Here is a 23,533-nt window from a genome sequence, read left to right as displayed (position 1 = left end):
CAGCGTCGTGACTGGTGTTCGCCTGAACGAACCGCCTCGACAACGGGACTCGACTATCTAGGGTACCAAGATGAGCCTTCAGGATGGCATGCTGGCTTAGGTGACCAGCCAATTAACTGTAAAAACCCTCCTCATCCTGGGTGCCTCGGGCGATCTCACCGGCAGGCTCCTGCTTCCCGGACTCGCCCGCCTGGTGGCCCGGGGCCGCGCAGACGGCCTCGCGTTAGTCGGTGCCGGATCCGACCCGTGGACGGCCGAGCAGTGGCTGGAGCGGATCGAGGAATCTTTCGCGGACGAGAACTCGCAGGCCGATACCGAGGGCAAGCATGAGCTGAAGCGGATCCGCCAAGAGAGCACGTACCACCAGCTCGACGTCACCGCCGGCGGGCAGCTCGCCGGGCTGCTGAAGGAGCTGGAGGGCCCCGTAGCCGTCTACTTCGCCCTTCCGCCGCACGTCAGCCAGCTCGCGTGCGAGGCGCTGGCCCCGGAAGACGTGCCCGCCGGGACCCGGCTGGTGATGGAGAAGCCGTTCGGCTCGGACGAGCAGTCCGCCCGGCACCTGAACAAGACGCTGGCGGCGCTGGTCCCGGAGGACCACATCCACCGGGTGGACCACTTCCTGGGCAAGGCAACCGTCCTGAACATCCTGGGCCTGCGCTTCGCGAACACGTTCCTGGAGCCGGTGTGGAACCGTCAGTACATCGAAAAGGTCGAGATCGTATTCGACGAAGACCTCGCCCTGGAGGGCCGGGCCCGCTACTACGACGGCGCCGGCGCCCTGCGGGACATGATCCAAAGCCATCTGCTGGAGATCATGGCGCTCATGGCGATCGAGCCCCCGGCGTCCGTGGACGAACGCGACCTGCGCGATGCCATTGCCACGGTGCTGCGCGCCAGCAGCATCAAGGCCCCGTACCGCCAAAGTACCCGCCGGGCACGCTACACGGCCGGTTCCATCGACGGCCGGAAGGTCCCGGACTACGCCAAGGAAACCGGGGTGGACCCGGCCAGGGACACCGAAACCCTCGCCGAGGTGCAGCTCGGGATCGACAACTGGCGCTGGCAGGGCGTGCCGTTCATCCTGCGTTCGGGCAAAGCGCTGGGCACCAAGCGCAAGGAAGCCGTGGTGACGTTCCGGCCGGTGCCGCATCTGCCGAAGGGGTTCAGCGGCGTGGACGCCCCCAACCAGCTGCGGATCGGTTTTGGCCCGGACACGCTGAAGTTCGACGTCGATGTGAACGGCCCCGGCGATGTCCTGAGCCTGGACCGGGCCACCCTGCAGGCCGAGCTGAGCGCTTCCGAGCTCCTGCCGTACGGTGAAGTGCTGGAGGGCGTCCTCACCGGCGATCCGCTGCTCTCAGTGCGGGCGGACACCGCCGAGGACTGCTGGCGCATCCTGGACCCGGTACTGAAGTCCTGGGCGGCCGGACATGTGCCGTTGGAGGACTATCCCGCCGGGACCTCCGGCCCGGAGGACTGGCCGGCCTAGGCGGACGCGACAAGGCCGCTTAGTAGCGCGCAACCCGCTGGAGGCGACCGCAGAAACGACGAAGCGGGCCGGATGCCTTTTCAGGCATCCGGCCCGCTGTGTCAGGACCGCTGTGTCAGTGCCGCGTTCCGCGGCGGAGCGGGTGCAGCTAGATAGCTGCCGCGCCGCGCTCTCCGGTGCGGACCCTGACGGCCTCGAACACATCCATCGTCCAGACCTTGCCGTCGCCGGCCCGGCCGGTGTTCGAACTGGCGATGATGACGTCGAGGATGTCGTCCGCCTGTTCGTCGGTGGCCAGGACTTCTACCCGGATCTTGGGCAGGAGGTCCACGTTGTACTCAGCCCCGCGGTACACCTCGGTGTAGCCGCGCTGCCGGCCGTAGCCGCTGGCTGCACTGACCGTCAGGCCCTGCACACCGTAGGCTTCGAGACCTTCGCGAATAGCCTCCAGCTTTTCCGGACGGACGATTGCCGTGATCAGTTTCATGCCCCCACACTTTCCTTACCCGTTGCGTTCTTCTTGCCGTTGGACGTGACGTCCATCGGGGCTGCGGAGACTGCGTCTTCGCCCGGCTTGCCGGTGATGAGTTCGTGCAGCGGCTGGAAGCTGCCGCCGTGGCCGCCGACGCCGAACTCGTAAGCGGTCTCTGCGTGCAGGCTCAGGTCCACACCGACGACTTCCTGTTCCTGGGAGACCCGGAAGCCCATGAGCTTGTGGATCGGGAAGGCGATGATGAACGTCATCACGGCGGTGAAGACGATCGAGAACACTGCGGCGAGGGTCTGGGCGACCAACTGCGTGGTGCCGCCGCCGTAGAACAGGCCCGCGGTGCCCTGGGTCGGGGTGGCCAGGAAGCCGATCGCCACGGTGCCGACAACACCGGAGACGAGGTGGACACCGACGACGTCGAGCGAGTCGTCGTAGCCGAACTTGAACTTCAGGCCGACGGCGAGCGCGGAGGCCACACCGGCGACGACGCCGAGGGCGATCGCACCGAGCGGGGAGACGTTGGCACAAGCCGGGGTGATGGCGACCAGGCCGGCGACCACACCGGAGGCGGCACCGAGGGACGTCGGGTGGCCGTCGCGGAAGCGTTCCACGGCGAGCCAGCCGAGCATGGCGGCGGCCGGGGCGGCCAGGGTGTTGATCCAGATCAGGCCGGCCTGCTCAACGGTCGCGGCGGCACCGGCGTTGAAGCCGAACCAGCCGAACCACAGGATCGCGGCACCGAGCATGACGAACGGAATATTGTGCGGGCGGTGGTTCGGGTCCTTGCCGAAGCCCTTGCGGTTGCCGATGATCAGGACCAGGATGAGGCCCGCGACGCCGGCGTTGATGTGGACCACGGTGCCGCCGGCGAAGTCGATGACCGGCGCGAACGTCTGGCCGAACCAGCCGCTGGCAGAGAAGAGACCGCCGCCCCAGACCATGAAGGCCATCGGGGCGTAAACCAGCGTTGCCCAGATCGGGGTGAAGACCACCCAGGCGGAGAACTTGGCACGGTCGGCGACCGCACCGGAGATCAGGGCCACAGTGATGATGGCGAACGTGGCCGCGTAGCCGACCTTAAGCAGGTCAGCTGGTTCGGTGAAACCGTGGAGGCCGAAGTGGCTGAACGGGTTGGCGAAGATCTGGAAGAAGTTGTCCTCGTTGGCCGTGGCCATCGAAGCGCCCCACAGGACCCACATGATCCCGACGGTTCCAATGGCGACGAAGCTCATCATCATCATGTTCAAAGCCGACTTGGCACGAGTCATGCCGCCGTAGAAGAATGCTAGACCCGGGGTCATGAACAGCACGAGTGCCGCGGCGACCAGGAGCCAAACGAGACCTGCGGTGAGTTCCATGGTCTACGTCCTCTCTTGCTATTAGGTGCGGAGTAGTCCGCCGGTCCCAACGCATTATTTGCGTTCTACATCGAGTTTCGCGGGGCCGTGTTTCGCTGGCGGAGGATTTAGATTGCCGGGTTGTTACAAGAACCTCCCGGACGTAAATGGTGCATCTCACACTTGTTACGGTTATGTTTCATCCGCATAATCCCGCGCTTTAGGACCAGCAGCCCGCCGGCCCCTCTTCTCCCCAAGGACTAACGCACTATGAGCAAGACCTCCCGCCCCGCCGGCGAAGCCGCCCCCAAGCTGCCCGCCGTGGCGCACGGGCGTTCCCGGCTTCCCCGGGACATCAAGGTGATGCTGGTGGCGGCCTTCCTGATCGCGATCGGCTTTGGCCTTGTCGCGCCGGTACTCCCCCAGTTCGCGACCACTTTCAACGTCGGCGCGACGGCGGCGGCGGTGATCGTGAGCATCTTCGCCTTCATGCGGCTGGTCTTCGCCCCGGCCGGCGGCGCGCTGATCGTAAAGTTCGGCGAACGGCCCGTCTACGTTGCCGGTCTGCTGATTGTGGCGGCGTCGACGGCGGCCTGCGCCTTCGCCCAGGACTACTGGCAGCTCCTGATCTTCCGCGGGCTCGGCGGGGCGGGGTCGGTGATGTTTACCGTGGCATCCATGGCGCTCGTGGTCCGGCTCGCGCCGCCGAAAAGCCGCGGCCGCGTCTCCGGGGCCTACGCCTCGGCATTCCTGATCGGCAACGTCTGCGGACCGATCGTCGGCGGCCTGCTCGCCAACTTCGGCCTGCGCGTGCCGTTCCTTGCTTACGCGGCCGCCCTCGTGCTGGCGGCCATCGTGGTGCAGACCCAGCTCAGCCACGTCCCGGCCGCCTCGCGGGAGCCCGGCGCCACGGCCCCGGCGATGGAACTGAAAGACGCGCTGCGGGACAGCGCGTACCGGGCCGGCCTGTTTTCGAGCTTCGCCAATGGCTGGGCCACCTTCGGGGTGCGGATGGCGACGGTGCCGCTATTCGCCGTCGTGGCCCTCGGCGCCGGTCCGGAATCGGCCGGCTGGGCACTGGCCGTGTTTGCGGGCGGCAACGCGGTGGCGCTGACGTTCTCCGGCCGGCTCGCGGACAGCCTCGGCCGCAAGCCGCTCCTGCTCGCCGGACTGGTGGTCACCGGCACGGCTACGGCGGCTATCGGGTTCACTCACCAGCTGCCTTGGTTCCTGCTCGCGTCCGCCTGTGCGGGGATCGGCTCCGGGCTGTTGGGACCGGCCCAGCAGGCTGCCATCGCCGACGTGATCGGCAATGAGCGTTCCGGCGGCCGCGTCCTGGCCGTCTTCCAGATGGCCTCTGACAGCGGCGCGATCGTCGGACCCGTCGTGGCCGGGCTGCTGGCGGACCGTCTGGGCTACGGCTGGGCCTTCGGCGTCACGGGCGGCATGCTGCTGGCCGCCGCCGCTGTGTGGCTCCCGGCCCGGGAAACGTTTGTCCGGCACACCGCGAACCGCGCCTAGCCCGGCGTGCCGGGGAACGCCGCAAACTGTATCCGGCCCGGGCCCCCGGGGCCAATGACCGCAGACGGTGCCCTGACACGAACCCGCTGGTCAGCGACTGCCTCCGCCCTTGGCTAAGCTGGGGTCACTTGCCACAACCCTCCGGAGGTAATCCCCCATGGCCAGATTCGACTCTTCCCCCGGGAAAGCCGATAGCCCTGACCCAACCAACCCCGCGAATGCGGCTAATCCGGCGAACGCAGTGACTGCCGGAAAGAAGAAGCGCGCACGGATTATCGCCGGCACCGGAATCGTCGCCGTCCTCGCGGCCACGGCGGTGCTGGTTCCCCTGGCTCTCGGCGGACCCACCCAGGCACCGCCGGCACCACAGGCCACGTCCGAATCCGCCCCGGCGTCCGGCCCTGCCGAGGTGGGGCCGCCGGTGACGTACTACCAGCAGGCGGGTCCGCCGGCCGGGTCGCCGCTGGAAAAGGTTGAGCCCCTTAAGGTGGACGTCTCCAGCGACCTCGTGGGCACATCCCTGAACAAGGGCCTGACGGGAATCTCCCTGGAGGCAACGGACTTGGCAGACCCTGACCTCAGCGCCGACAACGCGTCGATGGTCAAGCTCCTGAAGGAGATCGACCAGCCTGTCCTGCGCTTTGGCGGCAATGCCGTGGACCGGCGCTTCTTCTGGACCTCCACCGGCGAGGCCGTCCCCGCCGGCTACAAGGGAGACAAGACCCACCCCGTCAAGGCCGTGGGCCCGGCGGACCTGGCACGGGTAAAGACTCTTCTTGAGGCCGGGAATGCCACGATCAGCCTGACGGTGGACCTGGGCCATTACGATCCGGCCCGGGCGGCAGACATGGTCAAGAACGCCTCGGAGATCTTCGGCGACCGTTTGCTCAGCGTCACGGTGGGCAACGAACCCAACGGCTTCGTCTTCAACGATGTGAAGACCGGCACCGGCTACAGCCTGGACCAGTACCTCCGGGAACTGAAGGACTACGCCAACGCCATCTACGCGGTGGCCCCCAAGGTGCCCATCTCCGGCCCGGGTGCCTATGACCAGAAGTGGTGGCAGCCGTTCGTCGATGCTGACCTCCCGCAGAAGAAGATCCTCACGTTCCATAACTACCCGCTGTACAGCTGTGACGGCAGCGACCCCAAGGGCTCGCCCACCATGGCCAACCTGATGAGCCAGCTGATGCACGACCGCGCCGCCGATTACCAGAAATCGGCCCTCAAGGTCGGCCAGGACGCAGGCCTGGAGACATGGCTCCCGGAGACCGGGATCGCCGCCTGCCCCGGCTCGAACGAGACCTCCCGCACCCACGCCTCGGCCCTGTGGGCGGCGGACTATGCCCTCAACGCCGCCCAGCTGGGCATCACCCGGATCGGTTTCCACAGCTCCCTGCAGACCTGCAAGGGCGGCCCGCCCCTGTCCGCGATCTGCAGCGCCGGTGCCTACCCGTTCGGCAACGGCCAGATGTCCGGCCGGGCCAACTTCTTCGGCATCTCCATGGTGGCCGAGCTTGAGGCCGGCAAGTTCATGAAGCTGAACAGCTCCGGCGGCGGGCTGGCGTTCAGCTACGCGCTGCAGAACGCGGACGGCAGCACCAGCGTGGTGATCGTCAATGAAAACGACCCCGAGAAGGCCGCGCAGACCGACGTCACCCTGAACCTGCCGGGCAAGCCGGTGACCGGGACGATGACCCAGCTCAGCGGCCCCAGCTACAAAGCCGAGGACCAGACCGTGATCGACGGCGCCAAGTCCGAGCCGAAGCCCCTCGCCGAGCGTGCCACGGTGCCCGGCTTCGCCTATAAGTCAGGGACGCAGCAGTTCAAGCTGACGGCCGGAACCGTGACGGTGCTGCACTTCACGTACTAGCGACATCCCGCTGACTTCGCGCAGCACAGCCAGCAGCAAAAAGTGCCCCGGTCCTCTGCGGACCGGGGCACTTTTTTGCGTGCGTGGTTAGTTCAGCAACGCGTCGACGAACGCTTCGGCGTCGAACGGCGCGAGGTCATCGGCGCCTTCGCCCAGGCCGATCAGCTTGACCGGCACGCCCAGGGACTTCTGGATGGCGACGACGATCCCGCCCTTGGCGGTGCCGTCCAGCTTGGTCAGGACGATTCCGGTGATGTTGACCACCTCGGAGAACACCCGGGCCTGGTTGAGCCCGTTCTGGCCGGTGGTGGCATCCAGGACCAGCAGGACCTCGTCCACCTCGGCAAGCTTTTCGATGACCCGCTTGACCTTGCTGAGCTCGTCCATGAGGCCCACCTTGTTCTGCAGCCGCCCTGCGGTGTCGATCATGACGACGTCGACTTCCTGGTCGATGCCGGCCTTGACGGCCTCGTAGGCCACCGAGGCGGGGTCAGCGCCGTCGATGTCCGACTTCACGGTGGGGACGCCCACGCGCTGGCCCCACGTGGCCAGCTGCTCGGCGGCGGCCGCACGGAAGGTGTCGGCCGCGCCCAGCAGCACGTCCTTGTCCTCGGCGACGAGCACGCGGGCCAGCTTGCCCACGGTGGTGGTCTTGCCGACGCCGTTGACGCCGACCACCATCATGACGGCAGGTTTGTCGGCGTGGCGCTCCACGTGCAGGGTGCGGTCCATGGTGGGGTCCACGAGCTTGATGAGTTCTTCGCGGAGCAGGGCCTTGACGTGCTCGGGGTCCCGCGTGCCGATCACCTTGACGCGTTCGCGGAGCGCATCCACGAGCTGCATGGTCGGTTCGGTGCCGAGGTCCGCCAGCAGGAGGGTCTCCTCGACCTCGTCCCAGACGTTTTCATCGATCTTGTCCGCCGAGAGCAGGGCCAGAAGCCCCTTGCCCAGGATGTTGTTGGACTTGACCAGCCGCTCGCGCAGCCGGATAAGGCGCCCGGCCACCGGCAGCGGCGTTTCCACCGGTACGGTTTCCAGGCCGGCCGCGTTGTCCGGCACCTCGACCGTTTCGAGTCCTTCGACCTCGACGCCGCCCGGCGCCTTCCGTTCAGGCGCCGGCGCTGGCGCCGGACGGTCCTCCACAAGGGTCCCGGCTCCCGGGGCCTGCACGGGGTCGTTTGCGTCGCGCGTGCCGGGATAGTTCTTGACGTTCTTCCGGGTCTTCATGAGCACCGGGATCAGCGCGCCGAGGACCACCAGCACAGCGAGAATGGGCAGAATAATGGGGAGGATGTCGTTCACTCCCCTAGCTTCTCACAAACCCCAAATGGGCCGTGGCCAGCGATTTCGTTCTGCTTGGACCTCTGAGCTGCTCAGACGTCGACACCGCCCAGAGACGTGAGGTTGCCGATCATAGAAATGAAAGCACGAGTTCTTCGGGGGTGGGGTCGTCGAGGGGTGCCGGCCAGCCGGGGTCGTCGGTGTTTGCGGCGGGGAATGGGTGCCCGGCCGTGAAGTGGTGCCAGTCGGGGAAGGGGTCCGGGGGCAGTTCCGGCTCGGGACCTTGGTCGGGATCCTGGATGGGGTCCTGGTCTGGGTGCCCGGTGGGGCCCGGGCCCGGAGGATGGTCCGGATCCGCGGGCACGCGTCGCTCCGGCCGTGGGTCTGTTGCTGTAGCCGTGATCGGGAGGTGGTCCGGCCAGCGGGGCGGTTCCCAGTCCTGGCGCTCGCTCGGATAATAGCGTTGTGAGGGTGAAATCCAGCCCGGCGGGCTCGTTGTGCTGGCCCCGCTCGGTGTCCAGGCGGAGGCGTGTTTGAGGCGGTGATGTTTCGGGCAGGGCTGGCCCAGGTTGGCGATACCGGTGGTGCCCCCGTCGGCCCAGGCCAGGAGGTGGTCCGCGTCGTTGTCCAGGGAATGGTTGTTGCAGCCGGGGAACGGGCACCTGCCGTCGCGGAGCCGGAGCCAGTGCCGCTGCGCCGCCGTCAGGCGGTAGCTGCTCCGCCCGATTTCCAGCGGCGCCCCGTCCCGGGGATCGGTCAGGACCCGGTAGAAGGAACCCGCGCCGCCGGCAACGAGGCGGCGGGCCATCGACGGCGGGATCGGCCCGTACCCGTCCAGGACGGCCGGCTCGTCCGTGAGGCCCAGCAGCGACAGGACCGGCACGGTGACCAGGACCTGCGCCCGCGGGGTAGGAACACCCCCGCCCACACCGGTTCCGCAGTGAACCATTCCACCGCCGGCCGTCCCTCCCGCGGCAAGTCCGTTGGTGCCGCCGCCGGCGGCTGTTGCGGCTGTGGTCCCTGGGGTGGGGCCGGTGTCGTTGGTGAGGAGCCAGGTCGCGGTGATGTCGGCGCGGAGCTGGGCCAGGGTGCGGGTCTCGGCCGGGAGCCGGGCCGAAAGCCAGGCCATGCCGTCCCGGTCCGGGACGAACTCGACCCGCCGGTCCGCGACGCTCACGGTGTGGCGTGCCTCGATGCTCTCCGGATGGTGGCGTTCGCGCCAGGTGCGGGCCTTGGCCCGGAACCGGGACGGCACAAGCTCCCCGGCCGCACAGCCCCGGGCCGCCCCGGGCGCGGCGGGGTCCAGGAAATGCCCCTCCAGCGAGGCCGCCCCGGCAGAATCCAGGCCGCCGGTTTCCTCGGCAAGGATCCGGGCGTGCTGCCAGGAAATCGTCCCGGCCCGCAACGCCGCCCAGGTCAGCGACAGCCCGGTCGTCAAGGCCCGGGCCTCGGACAAGAGCGCCCCGGCGGTGCGTTCGCTCACGGTCAGGACACACGCGACCTCGGCGACCAGGGCCATCTCCTGGACGGCACGGTCCCGCACGGATCCCGCCGGCGGGGCCAGGAACCTCGCCGCCCGGGCGTAGTCGGCGGCCAACTGAACCTTCAGCGCCGCCGTCCGGGCCTCCAACCGGGCCACCTCAGCCAACCCGTCCAACAACCCATCCGCCAAATCCCGCAACGGATCAGAGTCCCGGAGGGCACCGGCATCCCGCAGGGCGCCCGCATCCCGTTCGGCGGCGGCCGGATCAGAGCGGTCCGGGCCCTCGGAGCCGGACCCGAGCAAGGCAGCCAGCACAGCCACAGACGCGGCAACGGCCTCCACCGCCGCCTTGGCGTCCGCGCCGCTGTCCCCGCTCCAAGCCACCCTGCTTTGCATACCCCAAGTCTATGAAGAGGCACCGACAATCTTGATGCTGCTCCGACGGGACGCCGGCACTGATATCAGTCCTGCGAGGGGTTACCGTCAAGAGAGGGAGGACCGGGTCGCTGAACTCATCGGGCGATCGAGCCGGTGGTGCTAAGCCAATGCGGCGGCGCTTGTGGGATTGGAAATCGGGTAGGCGGTGAACGACTTCATGTAGCGCGGCTTCTGCGGCAACGGTCCGGCGTCACGGGGAACGCCTTGCGGACACCGCGAACGTCCAGTGACCTTACCCGGTCCGTGGATTCGTCCTCGACGGCCGCAGCAGCACCGGTTCTTCCGGACACCGTCGCTGAGCTATTTGCCCTGCTGCGCCCGCGGCGCCGGCCCGCAACAAGAGCGGTGACTACCGGCTCCGGACTTTTGCCGGGAAACGGTCGCACCGGCCGGCCAAAGCCGTCACATCCAGCTGGGAGGCACGTCCTAGATCTTGGCTCTGGCTAGACCTCCGCTGTTAGCCGCTGGCTGATGACCGTGGAGACACCGTCGCCGCGCATCGTGACGCCGTACAGGGCATCGGCCACCTCCATGGTGCGTTTCTGGTGCGTGATGACGATCAGCTGGCTGGATTCGCGCAGCTCTTCGAAGATGGTGATGAGCCGGCCCAAGTTGGTGTCATCGAGCGCTGCTTCCACCTCGTCCATGACGTAGAAGGGCGAGGGCCGGGCCTTGAAGATGGCCACAAGCAGCGCCACCGCCGTCAGGGAACGCTCCCCGCCGGACAGCAGCGAGAGCCGCTTGATTTTCTTTCCCGCCGGGCGCGCTTCCACCTCGATGCCGGTGGTGAGCATGTCCGAGGGGTCCGTCAGGACCAGCCGGCCCTCGCCGCCTGGGAACAGCCGGGCGAAGACCCGCACGAACTGCCGCGAGGTGTCCTCGAACGCTTCGGCAAAGACCTTCTGGACGCGGTCGTCGACTTCCTTGATGATGTCCAGGAGGTCCTTGCGGCTGGATTTCAGGTCTTCGAGCTGGGTGCTGAGGAACTGGTGGCGTTCCTCAAGCGCGGCGAATTCCTCGAGGGCCAGCGGATTGACCTTGCCCAGGGCCGAGAGGTCGCGTTCGGCGCGTTTGAGCCGCTTTTCCTGTTCCTCGCGGTCGAAGGGCTTGCCTTCGCTAATTTCCCGGCCGTCTTCGTCCACCGGGGCGCGCAGCGGGGCCCACTTGTCGCCCGATTCGGCGGCCGGCACCGGGACGGGCTGGTCCGGGCCGTAGTCGGCCACGAGTTGGTCGGCCGTCAGCCCGAGCTCTTCGATGCTCCTGAGTTCCAGCGCCTCGATGCGCAGCCGCTGCTGGGCGCGGGCGAGCTCGTCGCGGTGCACGGAGTCAGTGAGTTCGGCCAGTTCGCGGGCCAGGGCGTCGTTGCCGGTGCGGACCGCGGCGAGTTCGCGCTCCATTTCGTCCCGGCGTTCCTCGGCGCTGTCCCGCTCCCGGCGCGCCAGCTCCACGGAGACGTCGATGAACCCGAATACCTGCTCCACGGCGTCGGCGACGGCGGCGGCGCGCCGGGCCTGGAGCCGGCGGCGGCGGGCCCGTTCCGCAGCCTCTTCACGGGCGCGGCGTTCAGTGGCGGCGGCGCGTTCCAGCGAGGTGGCCCGGTTGCGGGTGGCTGTGAGTTGTTCCTCGGCGCTGCGCAGGGCGAGCCGGGCCTCCATCTCGGCTGTGCGCGCCAGCGAGGCGGCCAGGGCCAGGGCGTCGCGGTGTTCCGGAGAGGGTTCCTGCTCCGCGGGGGCTTCCTGGGCCGCGGCGTGCCGCGCCGCCACCGCCTCGAGTGCCTCCTGTTCGCCGGCGATGTTGGCCTCTGCCCTGGCCAGGGACGCGGTGAGCCGCTCACTTTCGCCGACGGCGCTGCGCAGCACCGAGTTGAGGTGGCCCAGGCGTTCGGCGACGGCGGCGAGCTTCGCGTCGGAGTCGTGGAGCTTCGCGAGGGCCCCGTCCGCGCGGTCCTGGGCTTCGGCTCGCCGGGACCGGGCGGTAGAGAGGGCGAAGCGGTTGCGTTCGAGGCCGGCGGTGACGGCGGCCAGCTTGGCGGCGGCATCGTCGACGGCGGCCTGGACTTCCAGCAGCGACGGCGCCGTCGCGGAGCCACCGGTGACGGTCAATGCCGTGACGACGTCCCCGGCCCGGGTCACGGCGGTGAGCCCGGGATATGCGGCAATCAGGTCCGCCGCAACGTCGAGGTCGTCCACGACTGCGACGCCCGCCAGCAGGGCGGCCAGCGGCAGCCCGGCGGTATCGGGTGCCGTCACGGACACCAGTTCCGCCGCCCAGCGCGCTCCGGCTGGAAGCGATGTGTCGGCGGGAAGCGTGGTCTCGGCACCCAGGGTGGTGCCGATGCGGTGTGCGGCAGCAGCCCCAGCCGCACCGGCAGTCGTCGCCGCACCGGCGGAAGGATCGGCGAGCAGCAGCGCGGCGCGGCCGGCGTCGTCCTCGCGCAGAAGCCGCACGGCGGCGGCGGCCGTCTCCCGGTCCCGGACCACCACGGCGTCGGAGGCGGTGCCGAGGGCCGCGGCGACGGCGGCCTCGAAGCCAGGCTCGACCGTGATCATGGACGCCAGAGAACCGAGCACGCCGGCGGCCAAAACTCCCGAGTCGCCTGCACCGAGCACGTGCTCGGAGCCGTCCTTCCGGTTCAGGCCCAGCTGGAGGGCATCGCGTCGGGCCACGAGGGCGCCACGTTCCCGTTCGCCCTCGCGCTCGGCCGCTTCCAGTTCCTCGATGCCGGCGAGGATGTCGTCCAGCTCCGCACTGGCGGCCTCGTACTCGGCGTCGAGCGATTCCTCGCCGTCCTCAACGCCTGCCACCTGTGATTCCAGTGCGGTGAATTCGCTGTGTGCCTGTCGGCGGCGCTCCTCCCCCGCTTTTTGCGAGTCGCGGAGGCGTCCAAGCTCGGCCTGGGCCGATTCCACTCGGGACCGTGCCGCGCCGACCTGCCCGGCGAGCCGGGCCAGGCCTTCGCGCCGGTCCGCGGCGGCGCGTAGCAGGGCCGCCAGCCGCTTGTCCTCGGCGGCGGCGGCCTGTTCGGCGGCCTGCTTGGCGGCAGTCGCGGCGTCCAGCGCCCCGGTGCGGTCCAGGATCTGGCGTTCCAGCCCGGCCTGCTCTTCGCGGACGCGGGCGGCCTGTTTCTCCAGCTGGTCCGGATCCCTGCCGGTGTCGGGAACCACGTCCGCGGCGCCCAGCAGGCGGCGGCGTTCCTCGGCGAGCGAGCCCAGGGAACGGAGCCGTTCTCGTCCCGTGGAAAGGGTGTACCAGTTGTCGCGGGCGGCGTTCAGCGCGGGCGTGGCCTCGGCGGCAAGCTGCTCGAGGACCGCCTGGCGCTGCCGGCCGGCCTCGAGGTCGCGTTCGACGACGCCGCGGCGCGCCTTGAGCGCCGACTCATCCGCGACGTCCCGGGCCAGCGCGGACTGCAGCTGCACGAGGTCGTCGGCCAGCAGGCGTGAGCGGGCGTCGCGGACCTCGAACTGGACGGTCTGGGCACGCCGGGCCACTTCGGCCTGCTTGCCCAGCGGTGTGAGCTGCCGCCGGATTTCGCCGGTGAGGTCGCTGAGCCGGGACAGGTTGGCCTGCATGGCTTCGAGTTTGCGGACCGTCTTTTCCTTGCGGCGTCGGTGTTTGAGGATGCCGGCGGCCTCCTCAATGAACCCGCGCCGGTCCTCGGGGGTGGCGTGCAGGACCTTGTCCAGCTGCCCCTGGCCGACAATGACGTGCATTTCGCGGCCGAGGCCCGAATCGGAGAGCAGCTCCTGGATGTCCAGCAGCCGGCAGGCCGCGCCGTTGATGGCGTACTCCGAGCCGCCGGTCCGGAACAGGGTACGCGAGATCGTCACTTCGCTGTACTCGATCGGGAGGGCGCCGTCGCTGTTGTCGATGGTCAGGGAGACGTGGGCCCGGCCCAGGGGCGGACGGCCGGAGGTGCCCGCGAAGATCACATCCTCCATCTTGCCGCCGCGCAGGGTTTTGGCGCCCTGCTCGCCCATGACCCAGGCCAGGGCGTCCACCACATTGGACTTGCCCGATCCGTTGGGGCCCACCACGGCGGTGACGCCGGGTTCGAATTCAAACGTTGTCGCTGAGGCAAACGATTTGAATCCCCGGACGGTCAGACTCTTCAGGTGCAAGGTACTTCGGATCTCCTGGCTGGCGGACTGGGCACGCTGTTGGGCGAAAGCATGATTCGGACGGACATGGATGGTCGGGGACGGCCCCGGGTACCTACAATCTACTGCGGAGCTGCGGCAATTCCGCGCACACCCGTGCGAGGCCGCCGCAGATGCCGCAGGCGGCATGTGCAGAAACCTGCCGGCACCGGGCATAGTTAAGCTCTTGGGCTTGTGTTTGAAGGGGCAGTCAACCGCTGGAGCGCAGGACGGACATGAACAGGGGCTTGAATTGGTAGGGAATGCGACATTCCGGCACTACAACACCGCGTTGCTTTCGGTGAGCAGCGTCGAAGCTCCGACGATCGTCAGTTCCAAGGATTTCGACCACAGGCTGGCTTTGACCCTGCGGCGGCTGAAGTTCCCGCCGAAGCTGCTCGAACGGGTCGCCGGCATCACGCACCGGCGCTGGTGGGCCCCCGGGACATCGTTCGACGACGCGGCCATCGAGGCCGGCGCCAAGGCCCTGGCCGAGTCCGGCATCGAAGCGGCCGACGTTGGCCTGCTGATCAACACCTCGGTCACGCGGCGCAACCTCGAACCCTCTGTCGCGGTGAAGATCCACCATGCACTCGGCCTGCCGTCGTCGGCCATAAACTTCGACCTCGCCAACGCCTGCCTCGGATTCGTCAACGGTATGACCCTGGCGGCCAGCATGATCGACTCCGGCCAGATTAAGTACGCGGTGATCGTCAACGGTGAGGATGCCCAGGCCACGCAGGAGGCCACCCTGGAGCGGCTGCAGCGGCCCGAGACAACCCGCGAGGACTTCAACCGCGAATTCGCCACACTCACCCTGGGCTCCGGAGCCGCTGCTGCCGTCCTGGGCCCCGCGGACCAGCACCCCGGGGCGCACCGGATCGTCGGCGGCGTGATGCGCGCCGGCACCGAGCACCATGAACTGTGCGTGGGCGGCATCGACGGCATGGCCACCGACACCAAGGGCCTGCTCGACGGCGGCCTGCAGCTCGTGGTCGATGCCTGGAAGGAGGCACAGCCGGAGTGGGACTGGGCTTCGATGGACCGCTACGTGACGCACCAGGTCAGCAACGCCTACACCCAGGCCATCATCGACGCCATCGACCTGGACCCGGACAAAGTGCCGATCACGTTCCCGCACTGGGGCAATGTGGGCCCGGCCTCCCTGCCCATGACCCTCGCGGCGGAGGCGCAGACCCTCGTGACCGGGGATCGCGTGCTGTGCATGGGCGTCGGCTCCGGCCTGAACACCGCCATGGTGGAAATCGTTTGGTAACCGCCGACTGGACCGGCGTCGACCCCGAATGGTCGCGCGACATCGATGTGGCGTCCACTTCCGCCGCGGATGAGCCTGGAACCCTGCGCCGCTGGCACCTGCTCGATAACGGCGCCCAGCTCGCCCGCCGCGGCCTGACTCCCGCCGGCACGCTGCTGTGCGTGCACGGCAACCCGACGTGGTCATACCTGTGGCGGACCCTGCTGGCGGCCGGTTCCGACCCCGCGCATCCGTGGCGTGTGATGGCCGTGGACCAACTGGATATGGGCTTCTCCGAGCGCACCGGCACGTTCCGGCGCCTGGCGGACCGGATCAACGACCTCGGCGACCTCACCGCCGCCCTCGGGCTGGACGGGCCGGTTGTCACCGTCGGCCACGACTGGGGCGGCGTGATCAGCCTCGGCTGGGCCCTGGCGCATCCGCAGCAGCTCGCCGGTGTCGTGCTGACCAACACTGCCGTCCACCAGCCCCCCGGCTCACCCATCCCACCGGCCCTGCGGCTGGCCCTGCACCCTGCCGTACACCGCTGGGGAACGACGACGTCGGACACCTTCCTGCGGGTGACGCATTCCCTGGCCCGCCCGCCGCTCGCAGAGGACGTCCGCAGTGCCTTCATGGCCCCCTACCGGGGCGCCGGCCGCCGCGCCGGCGTGGGAAACTTTGTCGCCGACATTCCCGCGGACGCCTCCCATCCGAGTTTCCCGGCGCTCACCCGCGTCGCCGAAGGCCTGCGCAGGCTGAGCGTACCGGCCTTGATGCTCTGGGGACCGCGGGACCCGATCTTCTCCGACCGGTACCTCAAGGACCTCATCAGCCGGCTCCCGCACGCGAAAGTCCACCGCTTCGAGGGCGCCGGCCACCTGGTCGCGGAGGACCGGGACATTGCCGCCCCCGTCTTCGATTGGCTTGCCGAGCGCGGCCGGGACAGCAACCCCGCGGACGGTCCGGCACCGGTAAACCCGGCGCCCGAACCACCAATGCCTGAACCCTCGACGCCGGCCCCCGGCACCGGGCTCGCGCCCCTGTGGGCGCCGCTTACCGGGCTGGCGGCAGGACCCCATGCCGGGGACACCGCCGTCGCCGAGATGGCCGCGGAAGGCAGCGTCGCCCGCTCGCTCAGCTGGCAGGAGCTGGAACGGAATATCACCGCCCTCGCAGCCGGCCTGCAGGAATCCGGTGTCCGGCAGGGCAGCCGGGTGAGCCTGATGGTCCCGCCGGGCGTGGACCTGACCGTGGTCCTCTACGCCTGCCTGCGGCTCGGCGCCGTGGTGGTGGTGGCCGACGCCGGCCTCGGCACCCGCGGCCTGAACCGCGCCGTGAAGGGTGCGACCCCGGATTACCTCATCGGAATCGACAAGGCCCTCGCCGCCGCGTCGGTGCTTGGCTGGCCCGGCCGGCGCATCAGTGTGCGGGACCTGCCCGCCGCCCGCCGCCGCGTCCTCGCCGTCGAGACTTCCCTCGCCGCCCTCGCCCGCCGCGGAGCCACACTCAGCCCGGACCCCGGCGAGGCCCCGGCCCCGGGCCCGGACTCCCCCGCCGCCGTGCTCTTCACCTCCGGCTCCACCGGTCCGGCCAAGGGCGTGGTGTATACGCACCGGCAACTGGCCGCAATGCGGGACACCGTGGCCGCGACGCTGGCGATCCGCCCCGGCGCACGCCTCGTGGCAGGCTTCGCACCGTTTGCCCTGCTGGGACCCGCGCTGGGGGCAGTGTCGGTGACGCCCGCCATGGACGTGACAGCGCCCCGCACCCTCACGGCCCGCGCGCTGGCGGACGCCGCCGCGGCGATCGACGCCACGGTGGTCTTCGCCTCGCCCGCTGCCCTGCGCAACGTCCTTGCGACCCAGGGCCGCTTGGACGGTGCCGGCCACGAGGCCCTGGGTCGCGTGGAGCTGCTGCTCTCAGCCGGCGCGCCCATCCCCGCCTCCCTCCTCGCAGAGGTCCAGCGGCTGCTGCCCCGTGCCTCGCTGCACACCCCGTACGGGATGACCGAGGCGCTGCCCGTCACGGACATCAGCTTCGAACAGATCTGCGCCGCTGAGGCCGATGCCGCCGCCGGCACCGTCGCAGGGGCCGGCAACGGCGTGTGCGTGGGCCGGCCGGTGCACGGCGCCCGAGTGGCCGTCATCCCGCTCGACGCGGACGGCTCAGCCCCCGGGAACCGACCCGTCACCCAGCCGGGATTGACCGGCGAGATCCTCGTCAGCGCCCCGCATGTGAAGGAAAGCTACGACAGGCTCTGGCTGACCCAGCGCGAAAGCGTCCGCACGGCCGGATGGCACCGCACCGGCGACGTCGGGCACTTCGACGCCGCCGGGCGGCTCTGGGTGGAAGGCCGCCTCGCGCACGTCGTGACCGCGCCCGGTGCTGTTGTGACGCCTGTCGGCGCCGAGCAGGCCATCGAGCGCCTGGACGCCGTCGGGCTGGCCGCCGTCGTCGGGGTCGGCCCCGCCGGGACGCAGGCCGTCGTCGCCGTCGTCGAAACCATTCCGCCGGTGCGCCGGGCCGGCCCCGCGGCGCCGTACCTCGCCGGGCGCGTGCGCGACGCGGCCCGTCAGGCCGGCGTCAGCGTCTCCGCCGTGCTCACCGTCCCCTCCCAGCCGACCGACATCCGCCACAACGCCAAGATCGACAGGGTCCGCCTGTCCCGGTGGGCTTCCGCGGTGCTGGCCGGCGGCCGGCCGGGCACGCCGTGAGAGTCCTCGTCACCGGCGCGAGCGGCCTGCTCGGGCGGGAAGTCACCGGGCTTCTGGTGCGTCAAGGCCACGCCGTCACCACCTTCCAGCGCCGTCCTGCAAGCGTCGATGGCGCCGCGGACCTCTCCGGGTCCGTCACGGACGACACCGCTGTCCGCCGCGCCGTCGCCGGGGCCGAGGCTGTCATCCATCTGGCGGCGAAGGTCTCCTTCACGGGCCGTGCCGCCGATTTCGACGAGGTGAATGTCGACGGCACGCGCCGCCTGCTCCGTGCGGCGCGCGACGCCGGCGTGCGGGATCTGGTGTTCGTGTCCTCCCCGTCCGTGGCCAATTCCGGGGCTGCTATCGCCGGACTGGGCGCCGAGCCGGCGGACCCGGCCCGCGCGCACGGCGACTACTCGCGCACCAAGGCCGAGGCCGAGCTGCTGGCGCTGGCCGCGGACTCGCCGGACTTCCGGGTTGCGGCCGTGCGCCCGCACATCGTCTGGGGTCCGGGCGATACGCAGCTGGTGGAACGGGTGCTGGAACGTGCCGGCCGCGGACGCCTGCCGCTGCTCGACGCCGGGGCGGCCCTGATCGACACCACTTACGTGGACAACGCCGCCTCGGCCATCGTCGCCGCCCTGCACCGCATAGAGCACATTCACGGCCGGGCGCTGGTCATCACCAACGGCGAGCCCCGCCCGGTCGGGGAGCTGCTGGCGGGCATCTGTGCCGCGGGGGGCGTCCCCGCGCCGTCGTGGCGGGTGCCGGGCAGGCTCGCTCGGGCGGCCGGATCAGTGGTTGAGAAGCTCTGGGCCCGTTCCGGCCGGTCCGACGAGCCGCCGATGACCCGGTTCCTCGCCGAACAGCTCTCCACCGCCCACTGGTTCGACCAGCGCGAGACCCGCGAACTCCTCGACTGGACCCCCGCCGTGTCCCTTGATGACGGCCTGGCGAGGCTGGCCAAGCACTACGGTTCACTTTGCGGCGGCGCTTGAGGGTGCTGGCCGGTTCCTAAGGACGTGGGCGACGTCCGCCGCTCTACCGGACCACCGAGGGGGAAAACCCGTGCTCGATGAAGAGGACGGGCTGCGCGGCCGGGTCCGTTGTGATGGACCAGATGTCGCTGTCCACTTCGGAGCCGTCCCGGGGAAGGGCGTACAACAGGGTGGAGTTGTCCAGCCACTCAATCTGATCGTCAATGCTCTGTTTCTCCGCCAGGACGGTTTCCGTGCTGCGGGCGAGGTCCAGGACGGCGACACTGCGGTGGCCGGTCAGGGTGCCGTTGTCGCTCTTCTTGTAGGCGATGCGGGTGCCGTCCGGGGAAACGGACGGGCATTCTATGCCGCTGCGGACCACGGTGAGCGTCCGGCCGGCAATGCTGCCCTGGACCAGCCAGATGTGCCCCTGCGAGGACGCCGTGGCGTAAAAGACGTCGGGCTTTCCGGGAGCAAACGTGACGCCCCAGATGTTCCTGTCCGTGGCCTTGATCCGGGTGCCGTCCAGTATCAGGGCGAAGCCCTCGAGGCTTCCGCTGCTCTGGCCTGTTTTACCCCGGATGACTGTTTCGGTGGAGAACCCGGCGGCGGAGTAGGAATGACCTGACACGAAGACGGTGGTGGCCATCAGGGATCCGTCGGCGCTGGTCCTGGCCCTGTTGGGGATGCCGGGCAGCGGCCAACTTCGCGTCTCCTGCCAGGTGCTGTTGTACACGCTGGCCTGGAAGGTGGTGGCCAGTCCCTGCTTGGTCTGCAGGCACAAGGTCTGATCGTGCGTGCCGTAGACGCGGTCGCAGCTTGCTCCGCTCAAGGCGCGCTGACCGCCGGGCCCGGACAGCGGCACGGTGGCGGCCGAGCCGAACCCCTGGCCCGGCGCGGTGTTGCGGAACAGGACGAAGGGTGCCGCCGGCAGGGCCATGGATGTGGTGACGTCGACCGGCGGCGGTGCACTCTGGCTGGCCTGGGCGTCCCGGAAGGCCAGCCCGGCGTAGAGTCCCGCCGCCGCAATGGCGCCCACGGTGATGAGCACCAGGGCGAGGAGGCGCTTCCTGCTGATCGCGACCCGCTGGGCTGAGGTTTCGGTTCCGGTCGTGGCTTCTTTCCCGGGCTCGGATGCCTTTCCTGTCGCGGAACCCTTTCCGGGCGGCCGCCCGGCGCGGGTGGCCGTCATGCGCCGGCCTCCTGTGCACGGGACGTGCGCATCAGCACGGCCGCGGCCACCAGTGCCGCGGCCAGGCCGACGGCGGCCGTCGTCATTGCGGCGGGGGCCCCGACGGCGAACCAGAGGATGCCGAAGCCGGCCGACGCCGCCATCCGGCACAGCGCCACCACAGTCTGGGCGGCCCCGATGCCGGTGGCCACTTTGTCGGGGCTGACCAGCCGGCTCGCCAGCGCGGCCAGCACGCCGTCGGTTGCGGCGTAGAAGACTCCCAGGAGCACCAGGCACGCCACCGTGACGCCCAGGCCGCCGAACGGCACTGCGGCCAGCAGGTAACACGCCAGCAGCGCTCCGTGTCCGCCCAGAAACACCCGGATCCTGCCCCAGCGGTCCGCGAACCGGCCCAGGGGAACGGCCAGCGCGAGGTACACGACGTTGGTTCCGACATAGAGCAGCGGGAACCACTGCACGGCGAAGGAGTCCCGATCCTGGAGCACGAGGTAGATGAAGCCGTCCCCGACGGTCAGCAAGGCCAGGATCCCCGCGGTCACGAGCAGGCGGGTCAGTCCGGCGTCCTTCAACTGGCTCCACGTGAAGGGCGGCCGTGCCCGGTCCGGCTTCTGCGCGGTCCGCGGAGTCCTGCGGTCCGGCACCACCAGCACCAGGAGGGCGACGCCGATTACCGCGAAGGCGAGCGAAACTACAAAGACGGTGCTGAACCCGTTGGGGATGAACAGGAGGATCAGGAACGCCAGCAGCGGCCCTGTTGCGGCGCCGACGGTGTCGAGCATGCGGTGCACCCCGAAGGATCTCGCCAGATGTTCCGGTTGGGCAGCCGATGAGATCAAGGCGTCCCGCGGCGCGGTGCGGATGCCTTTGCCGATGCGGTCGCCCGTCACGATCCCGGTGATCGCCCAGAACCCGCCCGCAAACAGGAAGCCGACCCGGGCCAGCATGGAGAGCCCGTAGCCGGCCACCGCCACCCGTTTCGGGTGGCCTGTGCGGTCCGATGCCCACCCGGCGGCAATACGCACCACCGCGCTGACGCCCTGGTTAAGCCCGTCAATGAACCCGAAGGCAATGGTCGAGAGGCCCAAAAATCCGGTGACGTACAGCGGCAGGATGGCGGACACGGATTCCGAGGAGATGTCCGTGGCCATGCTGACGATGCCCAGCCAGAGAATGACAGGCGAAAGCCGGAAGGCCACGCCCGGTCCGGGCAGGGTCTGCGTCCCGGTGGCTCCGGAATTCTTCCTGCCGCCGGTGCGGTCGGCCATTGAGATGTACACGACGGCCTACCCGTGCGCGTCCGGCGTCGTGTCGGCCCTTTTGACTCCGCCTTTAACGCCGGAGCGATAACGATTCCTATTGTCCCCAGCTCCCATGGCGACAGTTTGTCACCGGCCAAGAGGGGTGCGTAAGCGTAGGACTACTTGTTTTTGGTCTGCCTACCAGCGGCCGTTACGCGGTCTGGGCTGGCAGACGGGGCAGGTATAGGACGAGCGGTTCATGAACTGCTCCCGCCGCATGATGCTCACGAGGCCTGCCGCGGCGCAGCGCTTGCACTCCTGGCCTTCACGGCCGTAGGCGTTGAGGGAGCGGTCGAAGTATCCCGAGGCGCCGTTGACGTTGACATAGAGCGAATCGAAGCTCGTGCCGCCGGCGGCCAGGGCATCCGTCATGACCTCGCGGGCGGCGTCGAGCACGCGCAGCGCGTCGGCCCGGCGCAGGGTGTCGGTGGGCCGGGCATAGTGCAGCCGCGCCTTCCAGAGGGCCTCGTCGGCGTAGATGTTGCCGATCCCGGAGACCAGGCCCTGGTCCAGGAGCGCCCGCTTGAGTCCGGTCTTGCGGGCACGCAGGCGCCGGTAGAAGGTGTCGAAGGAAAAGTAGGGATCCAGCGGGTCCCGGGCAATGTGCGAGGCTTCCTCGGCGATGAGCGGGAGCGGGGTTTCGGCGAGGCCGCCGGGGCCGCCGTCGTCCGTGGGAATCAGCGAGGTCAGGAACAGGCCGCCGAAGATGCGTTGGTCCACGAACCGGAGCTGCTCCGGCATGCCCAGGGCCGGGCTGAGCCGCAACCGGACTTTCAGGTGCTTCTCGTCCGGCACGCCGGGGTCCTGCATGAGCAGCTGGCCCGACATCCCCAGGTGGGCCATGAGGGCAACGGCGGGGGCCGGTTCTCCCGGGGCAGCATCTGCGGAGGGGGCCGGGGTGTCCGCCAAGGGCATCCAGAGGAATTTGCCGCGGCGGACCACATCCAGCACGCGCGCGCCTTCAAGGTTGCCGGCGAAGTCCTCCGGTCCCAGGGCGTGCCGGCGCAGGGAGCGCGGATCCAGGACGTCGACGGCGGTGATGGTCCGGCCCCGCACCCAGCTCACGAGCCCGCGCCGGACCACCTCGACTTCGGGCAGTTCAGGCAATGCCGCTGCCTAGCTGCCGGTTTGGGTGTCGGAAGCCTGGGTGTCGGCAGCAGGGGTGGTCAGCCGGCGCCAGGCGTCGGCCGCAGCTTCCTGCTCGGCTTCCTTCTTGGAGTTGCCGGTGCCGGTGCCGTAGTCCGTGCCGCCGATCCTGAGGACGGCCTCGAACGTCCTGGCGTGGTCCGGTCCGGAGCCGTCAACCGCATAGTTGATGGTCCCGAGCTGCCGGCTGGCCGCCAGTTCCTGGATGCTCGTCTTCCAGTCGGTTCCCGCGCCAAGGGCCGCGGCGTCCTTCAGCAGCGGGCCGATCAGCCGCATGACCAGCTGCCGTGCCGTCTCGATGTCGTTGGAGAGGTAGGTGGCGCCAATCAGCGCCTCCATGGTGTCCGCCAGGATCGAGGCCTTGTTCTTGCCCTCGGTGAGCTTCTCGCCCTGTCCGAGGTAGATGTACTCGCCCAGGCCGATGCTGCGGCCAATGCCAGCCAGCGCCCGTGTGCTGACGACGGCGGAACGGCGCTTGGCCAGGTCGCCTTCGGGCAGCGTGGGGTTGTCACGGTACAGCGCGTCAGTGACGGAGAACCCCAGGATGGAGTCGCCGAGGAATTCGAGCCGTTCGTTGGTGGGGATGCCGCCGTTTTCGTAGGCATAGGAACGGTGTGTGAGCGCAAGACGAAGCGTCCCGGCGTCAATAGTGACACCGAGACGCTTCAGAAGCTCTTCAGTTGAAGACATCTTTTTCAGCCTGTTGGCGGATTAGACGTCTGCGACCTTGCGGCCCTTGTACTCAAGGAACAGCGCGGTGCCAGCCGAGTCGGTAACGACCTTTGCCTGGTGCGGCAGGCTGTAAACAACCTGGCCGTTCTCTACGGTCTTCACCAGGTGGGGGGCAGTTGCCTTCCACTGGGAGCGGCGGGCGCGGGTATTCGAGCGAGACATTTTCCGCTTCGGGACAGCCACGGC

The 23,533-nt window shown here is 69.3% G+C and carries 16 protein-coding genes; 6 read left to right on the top strand and 10 right to left on the bottom strand.

The features are described 5' to 3' along the window. The first annotated feature begins 100 nt into the window (after positions 1-100). The gene (locus tag C9424_RS09425) at positions 101-1,489 is read left to right on the top strand and encodes a glucose-6-phosphate dehydrogenase (protein WP_116766599.1); all 1,389 of its coding nucleotides are present in this window, start codon (positions 101-103) and stop codon (positions 1,487-1,489) included. A gap of 148 nt (positions 1,490-1,637) precedes the next feature. On the opposite strand, the gene C9424_RS09420 is transcribed toward C9424_RS09425, so the two are convergent. Together C9424_RS09420 and C9424_RS09415 are read right to left on the bottom strand one after the other, a co-directional pair. Continuing rightward, positions 1,638-1,976, bottom strand: a complete 339-nt coding sequence (locus C9424_RS09420; protein WP_018773460.1) for a P-II family nitrogen regulator — start codon at positions 1,974-1,976, stop codon at positions 1,638-1,640. Beyond that, a complete protein-coding gene (locus C9424_RS09415) occupies positions 1,973-3,337 on the bottom strand; it encodes an ammonium transporter (protein ID WP_116766598.1) in 1,365 nt (454 codons plus the stop codon). The genes C9424_RS09420 and C9424_RS09415 overlap by 4 nt, the downstream gene beginning before the upstream one ends. Before the next feature lie 342 nt (positions 3,338-3,679). Here C9424_RS09415 and C9424_RS09410 point away from each other — a divergent pair, with 342 nt between their 5' ends. Both C9424_RS09410 and C9424_RS09405 read left to right on the top strand, forming a co-directional pair. After that, positions 3,680-4,837, top strand: a complete 1,158-nt coding sequence (locus C9424_RS09410) for an MFS transporter (protein ID WP_425547261.1) — start codon at positions 3,680-3,682, stop codon at positions 4,835-4,837. Between the two features lie 241 nt (positions 4,838-5,078). Further along, the gene (locus C9424_RS09405; RefSeq protein ID WP_237563382.1) at positions 5,079-6,710 is read left to right on the top strand and encodes a hypothetical protein; all 1,632 of its coding nucleotides are present in this window, start codon (positions 5,079-5,081) and stop codon (positions 6,708-6,710) included. 87 nt (positions 6,711-6,797) lie between these two features. Here C9424_RS09405 and ftsY read toward each other — a convergent pair whose 3' ends face one another. From ftsY to smc, 3 genes are all read right to left on the bottom strand, one after another. Then, the gene (gene ftsY / locus C9424_RS09400; RefSeq protein ID WP_116766596.1) at positions 6,798-8,012 is read right to left on the bottom strand and encodes a signal recognition particle-docking protein FtsY; all 1,215 of its coding nucleotides are present in this window, start codon (positions 8,010-8,012) and stop codon (positions 6,798-6,800) included. Positions 8,013-8,121: 109 nt separating this feature from the next. After that, entirely contained in the window at positions 8,122-9,870 is a 1,749-nt protein-coding gene (locus C9424_RS09395; protein ID WP_116766595.1) for an HNH endonuclease signature motif containing protein, read from the bottom strand. A 485-nt stretch (positions 9,871-10,355) separates the two neighbouring features. Beyond that, positions 10,356-14,030, bottom strand: a complete 3,675-nt coding sequence (smc, locus tag C9424_RS09390; RefSeq protein ID WP_202615821.1) for a chromosome segregation protein SMC — start codon at positions 14,028-14,030, stop codon at positions 10,356-10,358. A gap of 271 nt (positions 14,031-14,301) precedes the next feature. Between smc and C9424_RS09385 the strand changes: the two genes are divergently transcribed. The 3 genes from C9424_RS09385 to C9424_RS09375 are packed head-to-tail and all read left to right on the top strand — an operon-like array spanning position 14,302 to position 19,000. After that, entirely contained in the window at positions 14,302-15,324 is a 1,023-nt protein-coding gene (locus C9424_RS09385; RefSeq protein ID WP_116766594.1) for a 3-oxoacyl-ACP synthase III, read from the top strand. After that, entirely contained in the window at positions 15,318-18,020 is a 2,703-nt protein-coding gene (locus C9424_RS09380) for an alpha/beta fold hydrolase (protein WP_116766593.1), read from the top strand. The genes C9424_RS09385 and C9424_RS09380 overlap by 7 nt, the downstream gene beginning before the upstream one ends. Beyond that, positions 18,017-19,000, top strand: coding sequence for an NAD-dependent epimerase/dehydratase family protein (locus C9424_RS09375; protein WP_116766634.1), 984 nt, complete (start codon positions 18,017-18,019; stop codon positions 18,998-19,000). The genes C9424_RS09380 and C9424_RS09375 overlap by 4 nt, the downstream gene beginning before the upstream one ends. A 43-nt stretch (positions 19,001-19,043) precedes the next feature. On the opposite strand, the gene C9424_RS09370 is transcribed toward C9424_RS09375, so the two are convergent. The 5 genes from C9424_RS09370 to rpmF form a co-directional block, all read right to left on the bottom strand. Next, positions 19,044-20,171, bottom strand: a complete 1,128-nt coding sequence (locus C9424_RS09370; protein WP_237563381.1) for a hypothetical protein — start codon at positions 20,169-20,171, stop codon at positions 19,044-19,046. Beyond that, positions 20,168-21,448: an MFS transporter gene (locus C9424_RS09365; protein ID WP_442862022.1), complete on the bottom strand. Its 1,281-nt coding sequence runs from the start codon at positions 21,446-21,448 to the stop codon at positions 20,168-20,170. Before C9424_RS09365 ends, C9424_RS09370 begins: the two co-directional genes overlap by 4 nt. A 159-nt stretch (positions 21,449-21,607) precedes the next feature. Next, positions 21,608-22,576, bottom strand: a complete 969-nt coding sequence (gene mutM / locus C9424_RS09360; RefSeq protein WP_116766592.1) for a bifunctional DNA-formamidopyrimidine glycosylase/DNA-(apurinic or apyrimidinic site) lyase — start codon at positions 22,574-22,576, stop codon at positions 21,608-21,610. A gap of 9 nt (positions 22,577-22,585) precedes the next feature. Beyond that, positions 22,586-23,305, bottom strand: a complete 720-nt coding sequence (gene rnc, locus C9424_RS09355; RefSeq protein WP_116766591.1) for a ribonuclease III — start codon at positions 23,303-23,305, stop codon at positions 22,586-22,588. A 21-nt stretch (positions 23,306-23,326) separates the two neighbouring features. Next, positions 23,327-23,530, bottom strand: a complete 204-nt coding sequence (gene rpmF, locus C9424_RS09350; RefSeq protein WP_056738282.1) for a 50S ribosomal protein L32 — start codon at positions 23,528-23,530, stop codon at positions 23,327-23,329. Between the last annotated feature and the right edge of the window lie 3 nt (positions 23,531-23,533).

It is taken from the genome of Arthrobacter sp. H-02-3 (assembly GCF_003097355.1).
Lineage (GTDB): Bacteria > Actinomycetota > Actinomycetes > Actinomycetales > Micrococcaceae > Arthrobacter > Arthrobacter humicola.
Note: the sequence above shows the minus strand (reverse complement) of the source record. Positions and strands in the feature narration are given on the sequence as shown.